Source organism: Micromonospora sp. DT41, from assembly GCF_049841715.1.
GTDB classification, from domain to species: Bacteria; Actinomycetota; Actinomycetes; order Mycobacteriales; family Micromonosporaceae; genus Micromonospora; species Micromonospora profundi.
In genome coordinates this window covers 1-21,707 of the sequence record NZ_JBNCKU010000026.1, presented here as the reverse complement: position 1 = coordinate 21,707, position 21,707 = coordinate 1, and the positions used below count along the sequence as shown (strand labels likewise).

The window sequence follows — 21,707 nt, the reverse complement described above, 5'->3', positions numbered from 1 at the left end:
CTCGATCACTACGGTGCGTAGGATTTGCGCCGTGAACCGAATCGCCCGTCCGGTCTCCGGCACCCTGCTGCGCCGCCTCGCGCTCGCCTCGATCATCGCGAACGTCGGCATCGTCGTCACCGGCGGGGCCGTCCGTCTGACCGCCTCGGGCCTCGGCTGCCCCACCTGGCCCCGGTGCACCGAGGACTCGTACGTCACCACGCCCGAGATGGGCGTGTACGGGGTGATCGAGTTCGGCAACCGGCTGTTGACCTTCGCGGTGGGCCTGATCGCGCTGCTCACCCTGCTGGCCGTGCTGGCACACCGGCCGCGCCGACGCGGGCTCCTTCCGCTGGCCGTCGCCGTCTTCCTTGGCATCCCCGCCCAGGCCGTCATCGGTGGCATCACGGTGCTCACCAACCTCAACCCGTGGGTCGTCGGCCTGCACTTCCTCGCCTCGATGGCGGTGATCTCCGCCGCGTACGCCCTCTGGCGGCGGATCGGCGAGCCGGACGGCCCCACGGTGGCTGTGGTGCCTGCGCCGCTGCGCACCCTGGCCCGGCTCACCACAGGCGTCAGCGTCGCCGTGCTCGTCGTCGGCACCTGGGTCACCGGCAGCGGCCCGCACGCCGGGGACCACGGCGCGGCCCGCAACGGGCTGGACCCGGAGTCGATCTCCCAGGTCCACGCCGACGTCGTCTTCCTGCTGATCGGCCTGACGGTGGCGTTGATCTTCGCGTTCCGGGCGGTCGGCGCGGCAGGGGCCACCCGGGCCGCCATCGTCCTACTGGCGGTGGAGTTGTCCCAGGGCGTCATCGGCTTCGTGCAGTACTTCACCCACGTGCCGGCGCTCCTGGTGGGCGCGCACATGCTGGGCTCCTGCCTGGTGCTGCTTGCCACCCTCTCGATGCAGTGGTCGACACGTGAGCGCCGCCCCGCCGAAGCGCCGAGCCCTCGGGCCGCCGCCCCGGCCGAAGCCGTCCCCGTCACCGCCTGACGGCCGAAACGCCTTGATCGACTCGCCTTCCTTGAAAACGGGGCATCCGGGTGAGGTGGATGCCCCGGTTTCAAGGAACCCGAGTGGATCTCCCACGGATCGGCCGGTCTGACCGCTGGCTGCGGGGTCGAGCTGGGCTGTGGCCCACTGCATCCGCTGGCCCCGCCAGCACACCGAAGCCCGCCCGACGCACCGCACCGCCGGCGCCGCCTGCCACACGGCACCCGCCGGCACCGACTGGCGCACCGCCCTGGCGTAGCACCCGTCAGCACCGCCCTGGCGCGCCGCACCCGGCGCGCTTCGGCGCCAGGGGTACGGCTGACGAAAAAGCGACCCGGGGTTTCCCCCGGGTCGACTGTGGTGGTCGGTCAGTTTCAGATTTCTATTTTCAGCGGGCCATCGTGCGTCGGGCCATCGACCGCCAGAGGTCGTTGCTCGGCCGCATCTGGTCCATCAGTTCACGCTCCCAGGCGTTCTCGACGGTGACTCCCGCCTGAGCGCACGCCTCCCGAGCCGTGACGGTGTCGTCGGCGAACTGGTCGCCCCACGCACCGTCGGAGCCCACGAGGACGATTCGCGCGCCACGCTTGCCGACGTACTCGATGACCGCCTTCGCGCCGCCGTGCCCGGCGGCAAACGACCTGAGGCCCGCAACCAAGCCCTGCGGCGCCTGCTCGCTGGTGGTCTGCTCGGCCGTCAGCGTCGTATCGGAACCATCTGCCATGACGCGAAGCCTAAGCAGAGTTCCACTCGTGCGGGCGAGAACCATGAAGCTTTTGTGATGCCAATTACCTACAGGTTTAAGTAAGAGCACAGGTCAACTGCCCGCCTATATCCGGACTTTTGCTGGCGAAACGCCGTGTCAAATCAACCCTGAGGCACCACAGGTTGAGCCGATCCGACTCATAACGAAAGTTACTCTGATGTGACGTTAAACCTGGACAACTCATCCATCGCCATGATTAGTCACTGGATTCCGCCACCGCCGGGCCGGACGAGCCACCGCCGGGCCGGACGAGCCACCGCCGGGCCGTGCGGGTGCGGGAAACGTCAGATGAGGGCGTCGAGGGCGACGGCCACGAAGACGATCGTCAGGTACGTCGTCGACCAGTGGAACAGCCGCATCGGCTTGATCGCCTCGCCCCGGGTCGCCCGGCGGCAGAGCCGGTGCGCCTCGACGATGAAGATGGCGCCCACCACGAGGGTAGGCACGCCGTAGATCGCGCTGAGCCCCAGCGGCCAGACGGCCAGGGAGGTGAGCACCGTGAGCCAGGCGAAGATCAGGATCTCGGCGTTCACCCGGCGGGTGGACGCCACAACGGGCAGCATCGGGATGCCGGCCCGCGCGTAGTCGTCCTTGTACTTCATCGCGAGGGGGTAGAAGTGCGGCATCTGCCAGAAGAAGACCACAGCGAACAGCCCCCACGCGGCAGGCGCCAGGGAGCCGGTCACCGCCGCCCACCCGATCAGCACCGGAGCCGCCCCGCAGGCGCCACCCCAGAACGTGTTTGTCGGGGTCGAGCGCTTGAGCCACATCGTGTAGACGACGTCGTAGTAGACGATCGCGGCGAGGGTCAGCGCTGCGGCGAGCAGATTCGTGAACACCGCCATCAACGCGATCGAGATCGCCGCCAGCACCAGACCGAAGACCAGCGCGCTGCGCGGGGACACTGTGTGCGCCGGCAGCGGTCGCCGCTTGGTGCGGCGCATCAACTGGTCGATGTCCCTGTCGATGTAGCAGTTGAGCACGCTCGCCGCGCCGGCGGCGAGCGAGCCGCCGATCAGCACCACTGCCATCAGCCACAGCGACGGCAGGCCCCCCTCGGCGAGCATCATCGCCGGGACGGTCGTGACCAGCAGCAGCTCCACGATCCGCGGCTTGGTGAGCGACACGTACGCCGAGACGACCGCGCGCACGTCCCGCCGGGCCACCGGACGCTCGACCGAGCGCACCGGGGGTTGCCCGGCGGGGTTGCTCGCGGGGCGCTCGGTGATCATGCTCACGGATTGCCACCTTCCGGCATCGGCACGGGGATCGGTTTGGCTGGCCCGCTGCGGGCCTGCACACCGCCCCACACACTACGCGTCGTCGTTTTGGCTGCCCGGCCGACCCGACAACGGTGCGGGCCGTCACACCACAGGGGTTGAACGAATCGCGCTGCGCCACGTATTGCACAGCATGCAGAGATCCCCGGGCGGGCGTTTAGGGGCGCTCGATAGGGTCATCAGTGAGGGTTCCGCCCATCTGCCGAGGAGCACAACCATCGTGGCTGCCAACCGACCCGCGCATTCCGAACTCAACTGGTCCGACCTCGATCGCCGGGCTGTCGACACCGTCCGCGTGCTGGCCATGGATGCCGTGGAGAAATCCGGCAACGGTCACCCGGGCACCGCGATGAGCCTGGCACCTGCTGCTTACCTTCTCTTCAACCGGGTGATGCGACACAACCCGGCCGACCCGAACTGGCCGGGCCGCGACCGGTTCGTGCTCTCCGCCGGGCACTCCAGCCTGACCCTCTACATCCAGCTCTTCCTGTCCGGTTACCCGCTGAGCCTCGATGACCTGAAGTCGCTGCGGCAGTGGGGCTCGCTCACCCCGGGTCACCCCGAGCACGGCCACACGCCCGGAGTGGAGACCACCACCGGCCCGCTCGGGCAGGGCCTCGGCAACGCCGTCGGCATGGCCATGGCGGCCCGCCGCGAGCGCGGCCTGTTCGACCCGGAGGCCGAGCCCGGCACGTCGGTCTTCGACCACGACATCTGGTGCATCGTCTCCGACGGTGACATCGAGGAGGGCATCAGCCACGAGGCCAGCGCTCTGGCCGGGCACCAGCAGCTGGGCAACCTCACGGTGATCTACGACGACAACGAGATCTCGATCGAGGACGACACCCGGATCGCCAAGAGCGAGGACGTGGCCGCCCGCTACGAGGCGTACGGCTGGCACGTGCAGACCGTCGACTGGCGCAGCGGTGACGCCGACCAGGGTGAGTACCACGAGGACGCCGAGGCCCTGCACCGGGCGCTGGTGGCGGCGAAGGCCGAGACCGGGCGCCCCTCCTTCATCGCGCTGCGCACGATCATCGGCTGGCCGGCGCCCAACAAGCAGAACACCGGCAAGATCCACGGCTCGGCGCTCGGCGCCGACGAGGTGAAGGCCACCAAGGAGATCCTCGGCTTCGACGCGGAGCAGACCTTCCAGGTCGACGAGGAGGTGCTCGGCCACGCCCGGCAGGTGATGGGCCGTGGCTCCGACGCGCAGCAGGAGTGGACCACCGCGTTCGACGCCTGGAAGAAGGCCAACCCGGAGCGCGCGGCACTCTACGAGCGGATGGCCGGCCGGGTGCTGCCCGACGGCTGGGCCGACGCGCTGCCCACCTTCCCCGCCGACGCCAAGGGCGTGGCCACCCGGGCCGCGTCGGGCAAGGTGCTGGAGGCCCTCGCACCGGTGCTGCCGGAGCTCTGGGGCGGCTCGGCCGACCTGGCCGAGAGCAACAACACCACGATGAAGGGCGAGCCGTCGTTCATCCCGGCCGCGCACGCCACCAAGGACTTCCCGGGCCACGAGTACGGCCGCACGCTGCACTTCGGCATCCGTGAGCACGCAATGGGCGCGATCCTCAACGGCATCGCCCTGCACGGTGGCACCCGCCCGTACGGCGGCACGTTCCTGGTGTTCAGCGACTACATGCGGCCGTCGGTGCGGCTGGCCGCGTTGATGAAGCTGCCGGTGACGTACGTCTGGACGCACGACTCGATCGGCCTGGGCGAGGACGGCCCGACCCACCAGCCGGTGGAGCACCTGACCGCGCTGCGCGCCATCCCCGGCCTGGACGTGGTCCGCCCGGCGGACGCCAACGAGACCGCCTGGGCGTGGCGGATGGCGCTGGAGCACACCGACCGGCCGACCGCCCTGGCGCTGAGCCGCCAGCCGCTGCCGACCCTGGACCGCGACGTCCTGGGCAGCGCGGACGGCGTGGCCAAGGGTGGCTACGTGCTGGCCGAGGCGTCAAACGGCAAGCCGCAGGTGATCATCGTCGGCACCGGTTCCGAGGTGCAGCTCTGCCTGACCGCCCGGGAGCGGCTGGAGGCCGACGGCACCCCCACCCGGGTCGTGTCGATGCCCTGCCAGGAGTGGTTCTACGAGCAGGATGAGGCCTACCGGGAGTCGGTCCTCCCCCGCGGGGTAAAGGCACGGGTGAGCGTGGAGGCGGGCATCGCCATGTCCTGGCGCGGCGTCGTCGGTGACCTCGGCGAGAGCGTCAGCCTGGAGCACTACGGCGCGAGCGCCCCGCACACCGTGCTCTTCGAGCAATTCGGGTTCACCCCCGACCGGATCGTGGCGGCGGCTCACGCCTCGCTGGCCCGGGTGGGCGACATCACCGGTTTCACGACCGGCAACTGAGGGAGCGTGGACGGCATGACTGACAAATTGAGTGAACTCACCGCCGCCGGTGTGGCGGTGTGGCTCGATGATCTGTCCCGGGTACGACTCAGCTCCGGCGGGTTGGACAAGCTCCGGCGGGAGCAGCACGTCGCGGGGGTGACCACCAACCCGACGATCTTCGCGAAGGCGTTGAGCGACGCCGACGAGTACAACTGGCAGTTGCACGACCTCGCCGTCCGTGGCGTGGACGTCGAGGAATCGGTACGCATGCTCACCACGTACGACGTGCGGTGGGCGTGCGACGTGATGCGCCCGTCGTACGACGCGAGCGACGGTGTCGACGGCCGGGTCTCCATCGAGGTGGACCCCCGCCTGGCGCACGACAGCGACAAGACGGTCGCCGAGGCGAAGGCGCTGTGGTGGCTTGTCGACCGGCCCAACCTGTTCATCAAGATCCCGGCCACCGAGGCGGGGCTGCCGGCGATCACCGCCACGCTCGCCGAGGGCATCAGCGTCAACGTCACGCTGATCTTCGGCCTGGACCGCTACTCGGCGGTCATGGAGGCGTTCCTGGCCGGTCTGGAGCAGGCCAAGGCCAACGGCCACGATCTGTCCACCATCGGCTCGGTGGCGTCGTTCTTCGTCTCCCGCGTCGACTCCGAGGTCGACAAGAGATTGGATCGGATGGCCGACAAGGCCGCCGACAGCGCAGGCAAAGAGCGCGCGCTGGGACTGAAGGGGCGCGCAGCCGTCGCCAACGCCCAGCTGGCGTACGAGCGGTACAGCGAGGTGTTCTCCTCCGACCGGTGGAAGGCCCTCGCCGCCGCCGGCGCGCACCCGCAGCGGCCCCTGTGGGCGTCCACCTCGACGAAGAACCCGGACTACCGCGACGTCATCTACGTCGAGGAGCTGATCGCCCCCGGCACTGTCAACACCATGCCGGAGCCGGTCATCCACGCGTACGCCGATCATGGTGAGACCCGCGCGGACACCATCACCGGCGCCTACGACGCGGCCCGCGCCGTCTTCGCGGACCTGGAGTCGGTGGGGGTGGACATGGCCGACGTGATCGCCACCCTGGAGCGCGAGGGCGTGGAGAAGTTCGAGGCCAGCTGGCAGGAGCTGCTCGACGGCGTCCGCAAGTCGCTGGAGGCTGCGGCGAAGGGCAAGGGCGCGCCGAACAAGGCCGCCAAGGGCAACGCCAAGGCCGCAGAGAAGGCCGGTGGTAACGCATGAGCGAGCGAATCAGCAGGCTCAGTGCGAATGTGCCTCATGACGGCACGCAGCGAAGCGGAGTGGCGGCATGAGTAACCTTCTCGACGGGCCCGTGGAGGCCGCCGGTGGTCTGGCCGTGTACGGCGCGGACGCCGTTGACAAGTCAGCGCCCGCCTCGACCCGGGACGCGCTGGTAAAGGCTGGCGTCCCGGGCAGGTTGGCGGCGAAGGACGCCGGCCTGTGGGGTCCGGACGCCGAGGCCGAGGCGAAGATCCGGCTCGGCTGGGTGGACACCCACCGGCACAGCCGGGAGCTGCTGACGCAGCTGGCCGAGCTGACCGCGGAGCTGGCCGACCTGGACCACGTGGTCCTCGCCGGAATGGGTGGCTCGTCGCTGGCCCCCGAGGTGATCACCCGGACCCTGGGCCGGCCGCTTACCGTGCTGGACACCACCGACCCGGGCCAGGTCCGGGCGGCCCTCGGTGACCGGCTGGAGCGCACCGTCGTGGTGGTGGCCAGCAAGTCCGGTTCGACTGTGGAGACCGACAGCCACCGGCGTGCCTACTGGCAGGCGTTCCTGGACGCCGGGATGAGCGAGGCGGAGGCCGGTCGACACTTCGTCATCGTCACCGACCCGGGTTCCCCGCTGGCGACCACCGCCAGCGAGATGGGCGCGTTCACAGTGCTCGCCGACCCGAACGTGGGCGGCCGGTACTCCGCGCTCACCGCGTTCGGGCTGGTCCCCTCCGCGCTGGCCGGGGTCGAGGTCGCCGAACTCCTCGACCAGGCCGACGCGCTCGCGCAGTCGCTCGACGGGGACCGCGACAATCCGGCGCTGGCGCTTGGCGCCGCGCTGGGCGCCGCAGCGACGCTGGCCCGTGACAAGGTGGCCCTGGTGTCCGACGGCACCGGCATCGACGGGCTCGGCGACTGGGCCGAGCAGCTGATCGCCGAGTCGACGGGCAAGGCCGGGGTGGGCATCCTGCCGGTGGTGGTGGAGTCGCCGCAGAGCCCCGGCGCCACCGGGCCGGACGTGCTGACGGTGAGCTACGGCGGCGCGCTTGCCGCCGGTGACATGCCCGGCGGCGGCGCCAACCCGGACGTGGCCGTCAACGGCCCGCTCGGCGCGCAGTTCCTGGCCTGGGAGTACGCCACCGCCGTGGCCGGCGTGGTGCTCGGCATCGACCCGTTCAACCAGCCGAACGTCACCGAGTCCAAGGAGAACACCAACAAGATCCTGGCCTCGGGTCTGCCGGCGGAGTCGCCGTCGTTCACCGAGGGCGCGATCGAGGTGTACGCGCCGCAGGGCGCCCCGGACAACCTGGCCGGCGTGCTGCGCTGGCTGCTGGACGGGCTGGGCGAGGACGGCTACCTGGCCGTGATGGCGTACCTGGACCGCTTCGCCGACGCCGACGCGGCCCGGCTGCGGCCGCTGCTGGCCGAGGCGGCCGGCCGGCCTGTCACATTCGGTTGGGGGCCGCGGTTCCTGCACTCCACCGGCCAGTACCACAAGGGCGGCCCGCAGGTGGGCAGCTACCTACAGGTGACCGGCGCGGTCGCCGAGGACCTGGCGGTGCCCGGCAAGCCGTACACCTTCGGGGAGTTGCAGGCGGCGCAGGCCGCCGGCGACCGGGAGGCCCTCGCGGGCCGGGAGCGCCCGGTGCTGCGGCTGCACCTGACCGACCGGGCGGCCGGCGTCGCCCAACTGCTCGACGCGGCCGGTGAGCTGCGCACGTGAGGATGGACGATGTGACAGACGCGGAGCGAGAAGGCAGCGTGAATCCGCTGCGCGACCCGCAGGACCGCCGGTTGCCCCGGATCCCCGAGCCGTGCGCTCTGGTGATCTTCGGGGTGACCGGCGACCTGGCCCGCAAAAAGCTGCTTCCGGCCGTCTACGACCTGGCCAACCGAGGTCTGCTGCCACCCGGCTTCGTGGTGCTCGGCTTCGCCCGGCGCGACTGGGGTGACGGCGACTTCGAGACCCTCGCGTGCGAGGCGGCCCGCAAGCACGCCCGTACGCCGTGGCGGGACGAGGTGTGGGCACGGCTGGCCGGCAACATCAAGTTCGTGGGCGGGTCGTTCGACGACGATGCCGCCTTCGACCAGCTCGCGTCCACGCTTGACGGCCTGCGGCAGACCCACGGCATCACCGGCAACGCGGCGTTCTACTTCTCCATCCCCCCCGCCGCGTTCCCCGTCGTGCTCAAGCAGCTGGCCCGCACCGGAATGGCCGACAACGACAAGTCCGGCGGCTGGCGCCGCGTGGTGGTGGAGAAGCCGTTCGGCAACGACCTGCCGTCGGCCAAGGCGCTCAACGACCTGGTCGACGACGTGTTCACCAGGCAGGACGTCTTCCGGATCGACCACTACCTGGGCAAGGAGACGGTCCAGAACATCCTCGCCCTGCGGTTCGCCAACAACCTGTTCGAGCCGCTGTGGAATTCCAAGTACGTCGACTCGGTGCAGATCACAATGGCCGAGGACGTCGGCATCGGCACCCGCGCCGGCTTCTACGACACCGTCGGCACCGCCCGCGACGTGCTGCAGAACCACCTGCTCCAGCTTCTCGCCCTGGTGGCCATGGAGGAGCCGACAAGCTTCGACGCCGACGAGATCCGGGCCGAGAAGCTGAAGGTGCTCAAGGCGATCACCCTGCCGAAGGACGTGGCCCGGGACACCGTGCGCGGCCAGTACCTGCCGGGCTGGGTGGGCGGCGAACGCGCTGTCGGCTACCTGGAAGAGCAGGACGTCCCCAGCGACTCCACCACGGAGACGTACGTGGCGGTGCGGCTGGGCATCCAGAACCGCCGGTGGGCCGAGGTGCCGTTCTACATCCGGGCCGGCAAGCGACTGCCCCGGCGCGTCACCGAGGTCGCCATCATGTTCAAGAAGGCGCCGCACCTGCCGTTCAACGACGCCGACATGGAGTCGCTGGGCAACAACCAGTTGGTGATCCGGGTGCAGCCCGACGAGGGTGTGGTGCTCAAGTTCGGCTCGAAGGTGCCGGGCACCACGATGGAGGTCCGCGACATCGCGATGGACTTCCAGTACGGCGAGGCGTTCACCGAGTCCAGCCCCGAGGCGTACGAGCGGCTGGTGCTGGACGTGCTGATCGGCGACCGCACGCTGTTCCCCGACGCGGCCGAGGTCGAGCAGAGCTGGCAGGTCATCGACCCGCTGGAGCACGCCTGGGCGGGCACGACGCCGGAGCCGTACCGCGCTGGTGAATGGGGGCCGCGGGCAGCCGACGAGATGTTGGCCCGCGAGGGCCGGGCATGGCGACGCGCGTGAGCGAGCAGACCAGGAGGCTCCAGTGATCGGGCTGTGGGACACCACCGGCAACGAGGTGGTCAAGGCGCTCGCCGCCGAACGGCGCAGCGCCGGCGGTGTGGCCAGTGGCATGGCGCTCACCCTCATCGTGGTGGTCGACGAGAAGCGGGTACGGGAGGCAGAGGCTGCGGCGACGATCGCCGCCGCAGCCCACCCGTGCCGGCTGCTGGTGGTGGTCCGCTCCGACATCGAGCGGGAACGCAACCGGCTGGACGCGGAGATCGTGGTCGGCGGCCGGCTCGGCCCGTGCGAGGCTGTCGTCACCCGGATGTACGGGCGGCTCGCCCTGCACGCCGAGTCGGTGGTGATGCCCCTGCTGGTGCCTGACGTACCCGTGGTGACCTGGTGGCACGGTCCGCCTCCGGCGGAGATCGCCACCGACTTCCTCGGCGTGGTCGCCGACCGGCGGATCACCGACAGCGCGCAGGCGGCGGATCCGATCGCCGCCCTGCGGCAGCGGGCCCACGACTACGCGCCTGGTGACACCGACCTGGCGTGGACGCGGATCACCCCGTGGCGGACCCTCGTTGCCGGCGCGTTCGACACCACCCAGGCGAAGGTCACCGAGGCGACCATTGTCGCGCCGCCGACCGACCCGACTGCGGAGCTGATGTCGGGCTGGCTGTCCAGCCGGCTCGGCATCCAGCCGGCCCGGGTGGACACCAACGAGTTCCCCCGGATGCGGGAGGTGCAGTTGACCTGCGCCAACGGTGACCGTCTGACGCTCACCCGCGAGGACAGCATGGCGGTGTTCCGGCGGACGGGCCAGGACGACCGGACGCTGCCTCTCGTCCGTCGGCCGCTCGGTGACGAACTGGCCGAGGAGCTGCGTCGGCTCGACGCCGACCAGGTGTACGCGGAGGCGCTGGGCGCCACGGTGGGGCTGCGTGGGCTGGAGCAGCGTTCTCCGCAGCGGGTGCACGTCTGGAAGGATCCGGCAACCGCCCGGCGCGCCGAGGCCGGGGTGACCGCGCACAGCGGCACGAGCGAGCGCTGAGCCGGGTCACGTCAGCGGGGCGGGGCCGGGACGTCCCCGGCGCCCGCCCCGGCACTTCCGGGGCAGCCCGCCCCGGCACGATGCGACAGCGACCGCCGTGCGCGGTCGGGAAACGAAGGCACAACCGATGAGTGAGGCGAGTGTCGCCGTCCACGCCGACGCCGACATGCTGGCGCAGGCCGTGGCGGCCCGGCTGCTGGTGAAGCTGCTCGACGCCCAGGCCGACAGGGGTGAGGCCGCTGTGGTGCTCACCGGTGGCCGGATCGCGGCGGCCGTGTACCGGGCTGTCGGGCAGTTGCCGGCCCGCGACGCGGTGGACTGGTCACGGGTCGACGTGTGGTGGGGCGACGAGCGGTTCCTGCCCGCCGGCGACCCGGAGCGCAACGAGACCCAGGCCCGCGCCGCGCTGCTGGACGTGGTTCCGCTGGACCCGGCCCGGGTGCATCCCATGCCGGCGTCCGACGGCCCGGCCGGCAACGACCCGGAGGCTGCCGCCGCCGGGTACGCCGAGGAGCTGGCTCGCGCCGCCCGGCCGGGGCACGCCACGCTGCCGCACTTCGACGTGTTGATGCTCGGCGTCGGGGAGGACGGTCACGTCGCATCGGTCTTTCCGGGGCATCCCGTGCATTACGAGACCCGGCCGGTCAGCGCGGTGCGGGGCAGCCCGAAGCCGCCGCCGGTGCGGACCACGCTCACCCTTTCGGCGATCAACACGGCCGAGGAGGTCTGGCTGGTGGCCGGTGGCGCGGACAAGGCACGCGCGGTGGGTATGGCGCTGGCCGGCGCCGGGCCGGTGCAGCTGCCGGCCGCCGGTGTGCACGGCGTGCACCAGACCCGCTGGCTGCTCGACCGGGCGGCAGCCGCCGACGTGCCGGCACGCCTGCGCAGCCTGCGCTAAGTGAAAGGAAGGGCCCCTTATTAGCGCCTGGGCGTTAATAAGGGGCCCTTCCTTTCACTCACCTCGGCGGCGGCGCAGCGCGGCGAGGGCCTCGGCCAGCAGCGCCTCACCCTCCTCGGCGGTACGCCGCTCCTTCACGTACGCCAGGTGGCTCTTGTACGGTTCGGCGCGGACCCGACCGGGCGGGTTCTGTTCGTCCTGCCCGGCGGGGAGGCCGCAGCGCGGGCAGTCCCACACCGGGGGCGCCGCAGCCTCCGCCGCGATCCGGATGTCGGTTCGGTGGTCGTTGCGGCACCAGTAGGTGACGTCCCGGCGCGGGGCGGGATGGTGTCGCTCGTCCGGGCGGATCGGTGCGGACCCGACCCGGGCTCCTCGGATGACGTTGCCATTCGGCACGGCTGCTCGCTCCTGTCGTCGGAGGGGACCCGCAGCCGTCAGGGATGGGCGGCGGGCGACGCGGTGTGCAGCGGAGAAAAGCCTGCGCGCGGCCCGTCGAGTGACGAACCGCGCGCAGATTGTACGACTTCGCGAGCCTGCTCAGGCAACGCCGCTCATCTGGAGGCGGAGCCAGAGCCCCAACCCGACGATGCAGGCGAACCAGATGATCCCCACCAGGACGGTGTAGCGGTCCAGGTTCTTCTCCGCCACCGACGAGCCCGCGAGGCTGGAGCTGACGCCGCCGCCGAACATGCTCGACAGACCGCCGCCCTTGCCGCGGTGCAGCAGGATCAGCAGGATCTGCAAAATGCTGGTGATCGTCAGCAGCACGATCAACACGTATGCGAACCAGATCGGCATGACTGGGGGAAGTCCTCTCGTAGCGATCCTCGCCCGGTCTGATCGGGCACGGCGGCACCGACCGGCGGACGGGCGGTGTCCAGGATAGCGAGCGATCAGCGAGCGATGTGCTCCGGGAACCTGCAGATCTGCGCGAATTCCTCAGCGTCCAGGCTGGCGCCACCCACCAGGCCCCCGTCCACGTCCGGCTGGGCCATGATCGAGGCGGCGTTCGACGCCTTGACCGACCCGCCGTAGAGGACCCGCACCTGGTCGGCGGTCTCCTGGTCGAAGCGCTCCGCCACCCGCTGACGGACCGCCGCGCAGACCTCCTGGGCGTCCTCCGGGGTCGCCGTCTTGCCGGTGCCGATCGCCCACACCGGCTCGTACGCGATCACGACCTGGCGGACCTGCTCGGCGGTGAGCCCGGCGAGGCCCCCGTCGAGCTGCTGTGAGCAGTGCGCCACGTGGGTGCCCTGCTCCCGGATGTCCAGCCCCTCCCCCACGCACAGGATCGGGGTCAGGCCGTGCGTGAGCGCCGCCTTGACCTTGGCGTTGACCACCGAGTCGTCCTCGTGGTGGTACGCCCGCCGCTCCGAGTGCCCGACCACCACGTACGTGCAGCCGAGCTTGGCGAGCATCGAGCCGGAGATGTCCCCGGTGTACGCGCCCCCGGCGTGCGGGGACAGGTCCTGCCCGCCGTAGCCGATCAGCAGCTTGTCGCCGTCCACCGCGGTCTGCACGGTGCGCAGGTCGGTGAACGGCGGCAGGACCACCGTCTCGACGTCGGTGAGCTGCTTCTCGTTGAGGCTCGCGGCCAGCTTCTGCACCAGCAGGTTGGCCTCGAGGTGGTTGAGGTTCATCTTCCAGTTGCCGGCCATCAACGGCCGGCGGGTCGTGCTCGCCATTCAGTTCTCCAGGGCCGCGATGCCGGGGAGGGCCTTGCCCTCGAGATACTCCAGGGAGGCGCCGCCTCCGGTGGAGATGTGGTTGAAACTCGACTCGTCCAGCCCGAGGGCACGCACGGCCGCCGCCGAGTCACCGCCACCGACGACGCTGAACGCGTCGGCCTTGGTGATCGCCTCGGCGATGCCTCGGGTGCCGTTCGCGAACGCCGCCATCTCGAACACGCCCATCGGGCCGTTCCAGAAGATGGTCTTCGCCTGCGACAGCGCGGCGGCGAACCCGGCTACCGTCTCCGGGCCGACGTCGAGGCCGAGCCGGTGACTCGGGATGCCGTCGACGCGGACCGTGTCGTGCGCGGCGTCCGGCGCGAACGCGTCAGCGACAACCACGTCGACCGGGAGCATGATCTTGCCCGAGGACCGCTCCAGCAGGTTGCGGCAGGTCTCGACCATGTCCTCCTCCAGCAGCGAGGTGCCCACCTCCAGGCCCTGGGCCTTGAGGAAGGTGAAGCACATCCCGCCGCCGATGAGCAGCCGGTCGACAGTCGGCAGGAGCGCCTCGATCACCGCCAGCTTGTCGGAGACCTTCGACCCGCCGAGCACCACCACGTACGGCCGCTCGGGCTCGCTGGTCAGCGTGGAGAGCACCTCGACCTCGCGCAGCACAAGTCGACCCGCGACGTGCGGCAGCCGCGCCGGAACGTCGTAGACGCTCGCGTGCTTGCGGTGCACGGCGCCGAACGCGTCGTCGACGTACGCGTCGCCGAACGCGGCGAGCTGGTCGGCGAACGCGCCCCGCTCGGCCTCGTCCTTGCTGGTCTCCCCCGCGTTGAAGCGCAGGTTCTCCAGCAGGGCGACCTGGCCGTCGGCCAGGCCCTCCACGGTGGAGCGGGCGGAGTCGCCGACAGTGTCGGTGGCGAAGTGCACCGGCGCGCCGAGCAGCTCACCGAGCCGCCCGGCGACCGGGCGGAGGCTGAACTGCGCGTCCGGCTTGCCCTTCGGGCGGCCCAGGTGCGAGCAGACGACCACCTTCGCGCCGGCCTCGACAAGTGCGCCGAGCGTCGGCAGCACCGCGCGGATCCGGCCGTCGTCGGTGATGTCACCGGTCTGCTTGTCGAGCGGGACGTTCAGGTCGGCGCGCACGAGCACGCGCCGACCCGACACCCCCTCGGCGAGCAGGTCGTCGAGGGTCCGGATGCTCACAGCGACGAACCGACCAGCTTGACGAGGTCGACCAGGCGGTTGGAGTAGCCCCACTCGTTGTCGTACCAGCCGACGACCTTCACCTGGTTGCCGACGACCTTGGTCAGCGGCGCGTCGAAGATGCACGACGCCGGGTCGGTGACGATGTCGCTGGAGACGATCGGGTCCTCGTTGTAGACCAGGATGCCCTTGAGCGGGCCGTCCGCGGCGGCCTTCAGCGCGGCGTTGACCTCGTCCACGGTGGTCTCGCGACCCACGTTGACGGTCAGGTCGGTGACCGAGCCGGTCGGGATCGGCACCCGCAGCGCGTACCCGTCGAGCTTGCCCTTCAGGTCCGGCAGCACCAGGCCGATGGCCTTCGCGGCGCCGGTCGAGGTCGGGACGATGTTCAGCGCGGCGGCCCGGGCACGACGCAGGTCCGAGTGCGGCGCGTCCTGAAGGTTCTGGTCCTGGGTGTACGCGTGGATCGTCGTCATCAGACCGTGCTGGATGCCGAACGTGTCGTGCAGGACCTTCGCCATGGGGGCGAGGCAGTTCGTGGTGCACGAAGCGTTGGAGATGATTGTGTGCTTCGCCGGGTCGTAGGTGTCCTGGTTGACACCCATGACGACGGTGACGTCCTCGTTCTTCGCCGGAGCGGAGATGATGACCTTCTTGGCGCCGCCGTCGACGTGCGCCTTGGCCTTGGTGGCGTCGGTGAAGAAGCCCGTCGACTCGATGACGACGTCGACACCGAGGTCACCCCACGGGAGCTTCGACGGGTCCCGCTCGGCGTACGCCTTGATGGTCTTGCCACCGACGGTGATCTCGTCGGCGGTGGCCTTGACCTCGTGCGGCAGGCGACCGAGGATGCTGTCGTACTTGAGCAGGTGGGCGAGCGTGGCGTTGTCGGTCAGGTCGTTCACCGCCACGACCTCGACGTCGGCGCCCGACGCCAGCACTGCCCGGAAGAAGTTACGGCCGATCCGGCCGAAGCCGTTGATGCCAACCCGGATGGTCACAGGCCCATCTCCTCGCGTTCTGGTCCGCCGGCTGCGACAACGGGCCGGCGAAGTGGTGTGCGCCGACCGCTGGAGCCGGCCGTTGACGGTTCATCTCGGCCACCCCGCCGCGGTCTGAGGACCTGACCGCCCGAGGCGGTGAGCACGACGAGGAGTGCCTGTGTCGGCCCCCTTGCCGTACTCAGCGACCATATCCGAGCGTGCGGGACCACGCTGCGCCGGGTCGTGCTCCCGGGCGCACCGTGCGGCCCTACCGTCCTATCAGACCACGAGCATGTCGGGCGTGACGGCAGCTTCGGTATCCGGGATGCCCAGGTCGCGGGCCCGCTTGTCGGCAAGCGCCAGCAGCCGACGGATCCGCCCGGCGATGGCGTCCTTGGTCAACGGCGGCTCGGCAAGCGCCCCCAACTCCTCCAACGACGCCTGCCGGTGCTCCAGGCGCAGCCGGCCCGCGTCGGTCAGGTGGTTGGGCGCCTCGTCGGCGAGGATCTCCAGCGCCCGCGTCACCCGGGCCGCCGCGGCCACCGCCGCCCGCGCCGAGCGGCGCAGGTTCGCGTCGTCGAAGTTGGCAAGCCGGTTGGCAGTGGCCCGCACCTCGCGGCGTACCCGACGCTCCTCCCACGCCAGCACGCTGGAGTGCGCGCCGATGCGGGTGAGGAGCGCGGCGATGGCGTCACCGTCCTTCACCACCACCCGGTCCACCCCGCGTACCTCGCGGTTCTTCGCGGTGATGCCGATCCGGCGGGCCGCCCCGACTAGCGCCAACGCCGACTCCGGGCCGGGGCAGGTGATCTCCAGCGCGCTGGACCGACCGGGCTCGGTGAGTGAGCCGTGCGCCATGAACGCCCCGCGCCACGCCGACACCGCGCAGCAGACGTTCGCGGCCACCACGTGCGGAGGCAGCCCCCGCACCGGCCGGCCACGCACGTCCAGCAGGCCGGTCTGCCGGGCCAGGGCCTCGCCGTCCTTGACCACCCGCACGATGAAGTGGCTGCCCTTGCGCAGCCCGCCGGAGGCCAGCACGTGGATCTCGCTGGGATAGCCGTAGACCTCGGCGACCTCCCGGCGCAACCGGCGCGCCACCGCCCCGGTGTCCAGCTCAGCCTCCACCACCACGCGGCCGGAGACGATGTGCAGCCCACCGGCGAAGCGCAGCAGGGCGGCCATCTCCGCCCGCCGGCAGCAGGGCTTGGGCACGTCGACCCGACTCAGCTCGTCCTTGACCGCGGCCGTCATCGCCATTGTGCGTCCCCTCACGGACCTGTTCCGGCGTGTCGCCGGAGATTACGTACGTGTCTAACGATCGGCACCCAGGACAGGCACCAGCGCGGCGCCCAGGGCAGCCGGATCATGGCGGGGAGTGCCGTCGGCGACGGCGACGGGAGCGAGGACCAGGCGGGCACCAAGCGATTCTGCCGCACGTTCGACCGGTTCGGGGTCACCCACCGCCTTGGCGTCGGCGAGCACGAGATCCACCTTGAGCTCGGGAAGGTACCAGTGCAGCGCCGCCAGATGATCAGCGACGGACAGCCCGAGGGTCTCCTTCTCCGCCGCCAGGTTCAGGGTGACCAGCCGCCGGGCCGAACTGGACACGATCGCATCGGCCAACTGCGGCACCAGCAGGTGCGGCAGGACACTCGTGTACCAACTCCCCGGCCCGAAGATCAACCAGTCCGCCGCGCCGATCGCCGCGAGAGCCTCGGCGCAGGCCGCCGGGGCCGCCGGGGTGAGCCGCAGCGACTCGACCCGGCCGGTGGTGACCGCCACCTGGTGCTGTCCGCGTACCGTGCACACCTCGTCCGGAGCGGACGGGTCCGCGCCGCGTACCCGTGCCTCGATGCCGACCGGCTGGCGGGACATCGGCAGCACCCGCCCCACCGCGCCGAGCATCGCCCCGGCGTGCTCCAACGCCGCCACCGGGTCCCCGAGCAGCTCCATCAGGCCGCAGAGCACCAGGTTGCCCACCGCGTGCCCGGCCAGCCCGTCGGGGTCGAGGCCGTCGGCCGCCGTCGGGCTCCGGGCTGTCCCGCCCGTCTGGGGTACGCCCGCAGCCGGGGCGGCGGCGAAGCGGTGCTGGAACAGCCCGGCGCTGCGGCGGGTGGCCGGATGGTCGCCGGCCAGCGCGACAAGCGCCTGCCTCAGGTCACCCGGAGGCAGACCGCCCCGCGCGGCGCGCAGCCGACCACTGGACCCCCCGTCGTCGCCGACGGTCACCACTGCGGTGATGTCCAGGTCGAGTTCGGGGGCGCAGTGGCGCAGCGCGCGCAGCGACGCGGAGAGCCCGTGACCGCCGCCGAACGCCACCACCCGGCGCGCCGTCATTCGCGCCCCAGGTCGCGGTGCTGGGCGTTGGCCGCCAGCCCGGAGTGGCGCAGCCTGCTTGCCAGTTCCTCGGCGATGGCCACGCTGCGGTGCTTGCCGCCGGTGCAGCCCACCGCCACAGTGAGGTACCGCTTGCCCTCCCGCTCGAAGCCCGTGGTGGTGGCGTTGACCAGGTCGGCGTACGAGGCGACGAACGCGTCCGCGCCCTCCTGACCGAGCACGTACGCGCTTACCGCCTCCTCCCGCCCGGTGTGCTCGCGCAACTCCGGCACCCAGTACGGGTTCGGCAGGAACCGGGCGTCCAGCACGAAGTCGGCGTCCGGCGGCAGGCCGTACTTGAAGCCGAACGACAGCACCGTGAGCCGCAGGCGGCGGGCGTCCTCGCCGCCGAACAACTCCTCGATGCGCCGACGAAGCTGGTTGACGTTGAGGTGGCTCGTGTCGATGATCACGTCGGCCTGGTCGCGGGCCTCCTCGAGCAGCCCACGCTCCACGGCGATGCCGTCGGCGAGCCGCCCGTCGCCCTGCAACGGGTGCGAACGCCGGACGCTCTCGAACCGCCGGATCAGCACCTCGTCATCGGCGTCGACGAACACCACCCGGGGCGAGAAGCCGCGCTCCTTGAGCTCACGGATCGCCCCGGCCAGGTCCGTGGAGAACGCGCGCGAGCGCACGTCAAGCACCATCGCGGTACGCCGGGCCGCGCCACCGGCCTTGAACGCCAACTCGGCCATGTCCAGCATCAACGCCTGCGGCAGGTTGTCCACCACGTAGTAGCCGACGTTCTCCAACGCCCGCGCGACGGTGCTGCGGCCACCGCCGGAGAGCCCGGTGACCACCACGAGGGTGGTTTCCGACTCGGCTGTCGACTGCTCGTCGGTGACCGCCGGGTCCTCGATCCGGTCACCGACTGTGCGCCCCTCGCTCACCCATACCCCCAAGCCGTGGCGCCGCGGCCGCCATCGGCCGCGAATGGTCAATCAGCGACTCTATCTCCCTGGCCGGGGTCGGACGGGCACGCGCTGCCGGGTCGACCGGGGCACCGGGCCGCAGGTCGCCCTCCCGACAAAACCACCCCTTGATAACGATCAGTAATCATCAATACGATTTGGGTGATCGCCGCAGCTCAAGACCACTTTTGGAGGGTGCGATGCACGATCTGGCGGACAAGAACAAATACGTCGGCTTCCTGTTCATGCGGATCAGCCCGGAGTACTTCGCGCTGGGCCGCGAAGGCATCCACGAGGTCTCCGCCGAACACGCCCGTGATCTGGCGCGCTTCGCCAAACAACTCACCCACGTCGTCTGCACCGGGGTGAACGGCAGCTACGACCAGGTCACCATCGTCGAGGGCGACACCCTCGAAGAGATCAACGCGGCGGCCACCGCGTTCCGGATGGGCAGCAAGGCCCGCTACATCGAGATCGTCGACATCGTGGTGGGGATGAAAGCCCCGCCGCGCGGGCTGGCCAACCGGTCCAGCCAAACCGGCTGACCGCGGAACCCGCCCGCCCGACGCTCCCCCGGGTGCGCCGGACGGGCGGTGTCGGAGTGGGCTCGTAGACTCCGCGGATGGCTTCCCCCACCGACGTGCGAGCCGAGGCCGCGCTGGACGCGCTGCGCCGGGTGTTCGGCTACGACGCCTTCCGCGGCTTCCAGCAGGAGGTCATCGACCATGTCGTCGCCGGCGGCGACGCGCTGGTGCTCATGCCCACCGGTGGCGGCAAGTCACTGTGCTACCAGATCCCGGCCCTGGTCCGCGACGGTGTCGCCGTCGTGGTCTCCCCGCTTATCGCGCTCATGCAGGACCAGGTGGACGCGCTCACCGCCGTCGGCGTCCGGGCCGGATTCCTCAACTCGACCCAGACCCTCGACGCCCGACGTCGGGTCGAGGCCGCCTTCGTCAACGGCGAGTTGGACCTGCTCTACCTGGCACCGGAGGCGCTCGGCGTCCGCTCCACCCTCGCCCTGCTGGACCGGGGCCGCATCTCCCTGTTCGCGATCGACGAGGCGCACTGCGTGTCCCAGTGGGGGCACGACTTCCGCCCCGACTACCTGGCGCTGTCGATGCTGCACGAGCGTTGGCCGCAGGTCCCCCGGATCGCGCTGACCGCCACCGCGACGAGCGCCACCCGCACCGAGATCGCCACCCGGCTCAAGCTCGACGACGCCCGGCACTTCGTGGCCAGCTTCGACCGGCCCAACATCCAGTACCGGATCGTGCCGAAACGGGAGCCCCGCAAGCAGATCCTGGCTCTGCTGCGCGACGAGCACCCCGGCGACGCCGGCATCGTCTACTGCCTGTCCCGCGCCTCGGTGGACAAGACGGCGGAGTTCCTCACCGCCAACGGCATCGCCGCCCTGCCCTACCACGCTGGGCTGGACGCGGCCACCCGCGCCGCCAACCAGCAGCGCTTCCTGCGCGAGGACGGCCTGGTAATGGTGGCCACCATCGCCTTCGGCATGGGCATCGACAAGCCCGACGTCCGCTTCGTCGCCCACCTCGACCTGCCCAAGTCGGTCGAGGGCTACTACCAGGAGACCGGCCGCGCCGGCCGCGACGGGCTGCCGTCCACCGCCTGGCTGGCGTACGGGCTCCAGGACGTCGTCCAGCAACGCAAAATGATCGAGACATCCGACGGCGACCTCGCCCATCGCCGCAATCTCGCCGCACACCTGGACGCGATGCTCGCGCTCTGCGAGACGGTGCGCTGCCGGCGCGTCCAACTGCTCGAATACTTCGGCGAGACCACGACGGCCGCCTGCGGCAACTGCGACACCTGCCTCAACCCACCGGAGTCCTGGGACGGCACCGTCGCCGCGCAGAAGCTGCTCTCCACAGTCTTTCGCCTCGACCGCGAACGCAACCAGCGGTTCGGCGCCGGGCACTGCATCGACATCCTGCTCGGTAAACAGACCGACAAGATCAGCCAGTACGGCCACGACTCCCTAACCGTCTTCGGCATCGGCACCGAACTGAGCGAGGCCGAGTGGCGCGGCGTCGTCCGGCAACTGCTCGCCGAAGGGCTGCTCGCCGTGGAGGGCGACTACGGCACACTGGCCCTCACCGAGGCCAGCGCCGACGTACTCGGCCGCCGACGGGTCGTGACGATGCGCCGCGAGCCGGAACGGCCGACGTCGAGTCGCTCGTCGAAGCCGCGCGGCGCGGCCACCGTGGTCGCCGACCTGACGCCGGCCGCCGCGACGCTCTTCGAACGACTGCGCGCCTGGCGTGCGGCGACCGCCAAGGAGCAGGGCGTGCCCGCGTACGTGGTCTTCCACGACGCCACACTGCGACAGATCGCCAGTGACGCGCCCACCTCACTGGCCGAGCTGTCACGGGTCAGCGGGGTGGGTGAGAACAAGCTCGCCAAGTACGGCGACCAGATCCTTACCGTCCTCGCCGCCGAAACCAGCCCGGCCTGATCACGCCCGGACGCTCGTGTCCGACCGCGCGCCACCGGCCCGCCCACGTCCGGCGGCCACGACGTGGCGCCCGCGCCGGCGGTTGGCATTGCCCCCGCGCCGGCATCTGGCAGTGCCTCGCGCCCAACGGCCACCACCTGGGCCGCGCCAGGACGTGCCTGCGTGGTGCTGGTGGACCAGCCGTCCGCCGCCGGCTGGCCCGCCACCGCCCTGGGGTTGCGGTGTACTTGCTTGGGTGCGGTGGCATGGCGAAGGGCCGGGCCCCTTGTG

Annotated in this window: 19 protein-coding genes; 9 read left to right on the top strand and 10 right to left on the bottom strand. The window is 70.9% G+C overall.

Annotation, left to right across the window (positions count from 1 at the left end; all coding sequences use genetic code 11):
* Positions 1-13: 13 nt before the first annotated feature.
* Positions 14-976: a COX15/CtaA family protein gene (locus ACLQ23_RS29825; protein WP_355594370.1), complete on the top strand. Its 963-nt coding sequence runs from the start codon at positions 14-16 to the stop codon at positions 974-976.
* A 388-nt stretch (positions 977-1,364) separates the two neighbouring features.
* Here ACLQ23_RS29825 and ACLQ23_RS29820 read toward each other — a convergent pair whose 3' ends face one another.
* Entirely contained in the window at positions 1,365-1,700 is a 336-nt protein-coding gene (locus tag ACLQ23_RS29820) for a hypothetical protein (protein ID WP_355594368.1), read from the bottom strand.
* 326 nt (positions 1,701-2,026) lie between these two features.
* The gene (locus tag ACLQ23_RS29815; RefSeq protein WP_355594366.1) at positions 2,027-2,980 is read right to left on the bottom strand and encodes a heme o synthase; all 954 of its coding nucleotides are present in this window, start codon (positions 2,978-2,980) and stop codon (positions 2,027-2,029) included.
* Between the two features lie 262 nt (positions 2,981-3,242).
* On the opposite strand from ACLQ23_RS29815, the gene tkt reads away from it, so the two are divergent.
* The 6 genes from tkt to pgl all read left to right on the top strand — a co-directional run bounded on the left by tkt (position 3,243) and on the right by pgl (position 11,803).
* Positions 3,243-5,381, top strand: coding sequence for a transketolase (gene tkt / locus ACLQ23_RS29810; RefSeq protein WP_355594364.1), 2,139 nt, complete (start codon positions 3,243-3,245; stop codon positions 5,379-5,381).
* 15 nt (positions 5,382-5,396) lie between these two features.
* Positions 5,397-6,599 (top strand): transaldolase, encoded by a 1,203-nt coding sequence (tal, locus tag ACLQ23_RS29805; RefSeq protein WP_355594362.1) that lies wholly within the window; start codon positions 5,397-5,399, stop codon positions 6,597-6,599.
* 67 nt (positions 6,600-6,666) lie between these two features.
* Entirely contained in the window at positions 6,667-8,316 is a 1,650-nt protein-coding gene (locus ACLQ23_RS29800) for a glucose-6-phosphate isomerase (protein WP_355594360.1), read from the top strand.
* A gap of 2 nt (positions 8,317-8,318) precedes the next feature.
* On the top strand, positions 8,319-9,869 hold the full coding sequence (gene zwf, locus ACLQ23_RS29795; protein ID WP_355594358.1) for a glucose-6-phosphate dehydrogenase: 1,551 nt from the start codon (positions 8,319-8,321) through the stop codon (positions 9,867-9,869).
* A gap of 22 nt (positions 9,870-9,891) precedes the next feature.
* On the top strand, positions 9,892-10,905 hold the full coding sequence (locus ACLQ23_RS29790) for a glucose-6-phosphate dehydrogenase assembly protein OpcA (RefSeq protein WP_355594356.1): 1,014 nt from the start codon (positions 9,892-9,894) through the stop codon (positions 10,903-10,905).
* A 127-nt stretch (positions 10,906-11,032) separates the two neighbouring features.
* Positions 11,033-11,803: a 6-phosphogluconolactonase gene (gene pgl, locus ACLQ23_RS29785; protein ID WP_355594354.1), complete on the top strand. Its 771-nt coding sequence runs from the start codon at positions 11,033-11,035 to the stop codon at positions 11,801-11,803.
* Between the two features lie 54 nt (positions 11,804-11,857).
* Here the strand turns inward: pgl and ACLQ23_RS29780 are convergent, their stop codons facing one another.
* The 8 genes from ACLQ23_RS29780 to rapZ form a co-directional block, all read right to left on the bottom strand.
* On the bottom strand, positions 11,858-12,199 hold the full coding sequence (locus ACLQ23_RS29780; RefSeq protein WP_167943346.1) for an RNA polymerase-binding protein RbpA: 342 nt from the start codon (positions 12,197-12,199) through the stop codon (positions 11,858-11,860).
* Between the two features lie 141 nt (positions 12,200-12,340).
* The gene (gene secG, locus ACLQ23_RS29775) at positions 12,341-12,601 is read right to left on the bottom strand and encodes a preprotein translocase subunit SecG (protein ID WP_355594352.1); all 261 of its coding nucleotides are present in this window, start codon (positions 12,599-12,601) and stop codon (positions 12,341-12,343) included.
* 95 nt (positions 12,602-12,696) lie between these two features.
* On the bottom strand, positions 12,697-13,488 hold the full coding sequence (gene tpiA / locus ACLQ23_RS29770) for a triose-phosphate isomerase (protein ID WP_355594350.1): 792 nt from the start codon (positions 13,486-13,488) through the stop codon (positions 12,697-12,699).
* Positions 13,489-14,688: a phosphoglycerate kinase gene (locus tag ACLQ23_RS29765; protein ID WP_425735536.1), complete on the bottom strand. Its 1,200-nt coding sequence runs from the start codon at positions 14,686-14,688 to the stop codon at positions 13,489-13,491.
* Positions 14,685-15,689, bottom strand: coding sequence for a type I glyceraldehyde-3-phosphate dehydrogenase (gene gap, locus ACLQ23_RS29760; protein ID WP_053656983.1), 1,005 nt, complete (start codon positions 15,687-15,689; stop codon positions 14,685-14,687). The genes ACLQ23_RS29765 and gap overlap by 4 nt, the downstream gene beginning before the upstream one ends.
* Positions 15,690-15,950: 261 nt before the next feature.
* On the bottom strand, positions 15,951-16,931 hold the full coding sequence (whiA, locus tag ACLQ23_RS29755; RefSeq protein WP_053656981.1) for a DNA-binding protein WhiA: 981 nt from the start codon (positions 16,929-16,931) through the stop codon (positions 15,951-15,953).
* 54 nt (positions 16,932-16,985) lie between these two features.
* Positions 16,986-18,011, bottom strand: a complete 1,026-nt coding sequence (locus ACLQ23_RS29750; protein ID WP_355594346.1) for a gluconeogenesis factor YvcK family protein — start codon at positions 18,009-18,011, stop codon at positions 16,986-16,988.
* Positions 18,008-18,910 carry an RNase adapter RapZ gene (gene rapZ, locus ACLQ23_RS29745; RefSeq protein ID WP_355594534.1) on the bottom strand — a complete coding sequence of 301 codons (903 nt, stop codon included), beginning with the start codon at positions 18,908-18,910 and terminating at the stop codon, positions 18,008-18,010. Before rapZ ends, ACLQ23_RS29750 begins: the two co-directional genes overlap by 4 nt.
* Before the next feature lie 251 nt (positions 18,911-19,161).
* Between rapZ and ACLQ23_RS29740 the strand changes: the two genes are divergently transcribed.
* Positions 19,162-19,506: a hypothetical protein gene (locus ACLQ23_RS29740; RefSeq protein WP_355594344.1), complete on the top strand. Its 345-nt coding sequence runs from the start codon at positions 19,162-19,164 to the stop codon at positions 19,504-19,506.
* 77 nt (positions 19,507-19,583) lie between these two features.
* On the top strand, positions 19,584-21,437 hold the full coding sequence (gene recQ / locus ACLQ23_RS29735) for a DNA helicase RecQ (protein ID WP_425735534.1): 1,854 nt from the start codon (positions 19,584-19,586) through the stop codon (positions 21,435-21,437).
* Positions 21,438-21,707: the final 270 nt, after the last annotated feature.

Excerpts from the sequence above, each read along its gene's own strand:
- ACLQ23_RS29820 (WP_355594368.1), bottom strand. The coding sequence starts at position 1,700 with ATGGCAGATGGTTCCGATACGACGCTGACGGCCGAGCAGACCACCAGC.
- tal (WP_355594362.1), top strand. The coding sequence starts at position 5,397 with ATGACTGACAAATTGAGTGAACTCACCGCCGCCGGTGTGGCGGTGTGG.
- ACLQ23_RS29800 (WP_355594360.1), top strand. The coding sequence starts at position 6,667 with ATGAGTAACCTTCTCGACGGGCCCGTGGAGGCCGCCGGTGGTCTGGCC.
- zwf (WP_355594358.1), top strand. The coding sequence starts at position 8,319 with ATGGACGATGTGACAGACGCGGAGCGAGAAGGCAGCGTGAATCCGCTG.
- pgl (WP_355594354.1), top strand. The coding sequence starts at position 11,033 with ATGAGTGAGGCGAGTGTCGCCGTCCACGCCGACGCCGACATGCTGGCG.
- secG (WP_355594352.1), bottom strand. The coding sequence starts at position 12,601 with ATGCCGATCTGGTTCGCATACGTGTTGATCGTGCTGCTGACGATCACC.
- tpiA (WP_355594350.1), bottom strand. The coding sequence starts at position 13,488 with ATGGCGAGCACGACCCGCCGGCCGTTGATGGCCGGCAACTGGAAGATG.
- whiA (WP_053656981.1), bottom strand. The coding sequence starts at position 16,931 with ATGGCGATGACGGCCGCGGTCAAGGACGAGCTGAGTCGGGTCGACGTG.
- ACLQ23_RS29750 (WP_355594346.1), bottom strand. The coding sequence starts at position 18,011 with ATGACGGCGCGCCGGGTGGTGGCGTTCGGCGGCGGTCACGGGCTCTCC.
- ACLQ23_RS29740 (WP_355594344.1), top strand. The coding sequence starts at position 19,162 with ATGCACGATCTGGCGGACAAGAACAAATACGTCGGCTTCCTGTTCATG.
- recQ (WP_425735534.1), top strand. The coding sequence starts at position 19,584 with ATGGCTTCCCCCACCGACGTGCGAGCCGAGGCCGCGCTGGACGCGCTG.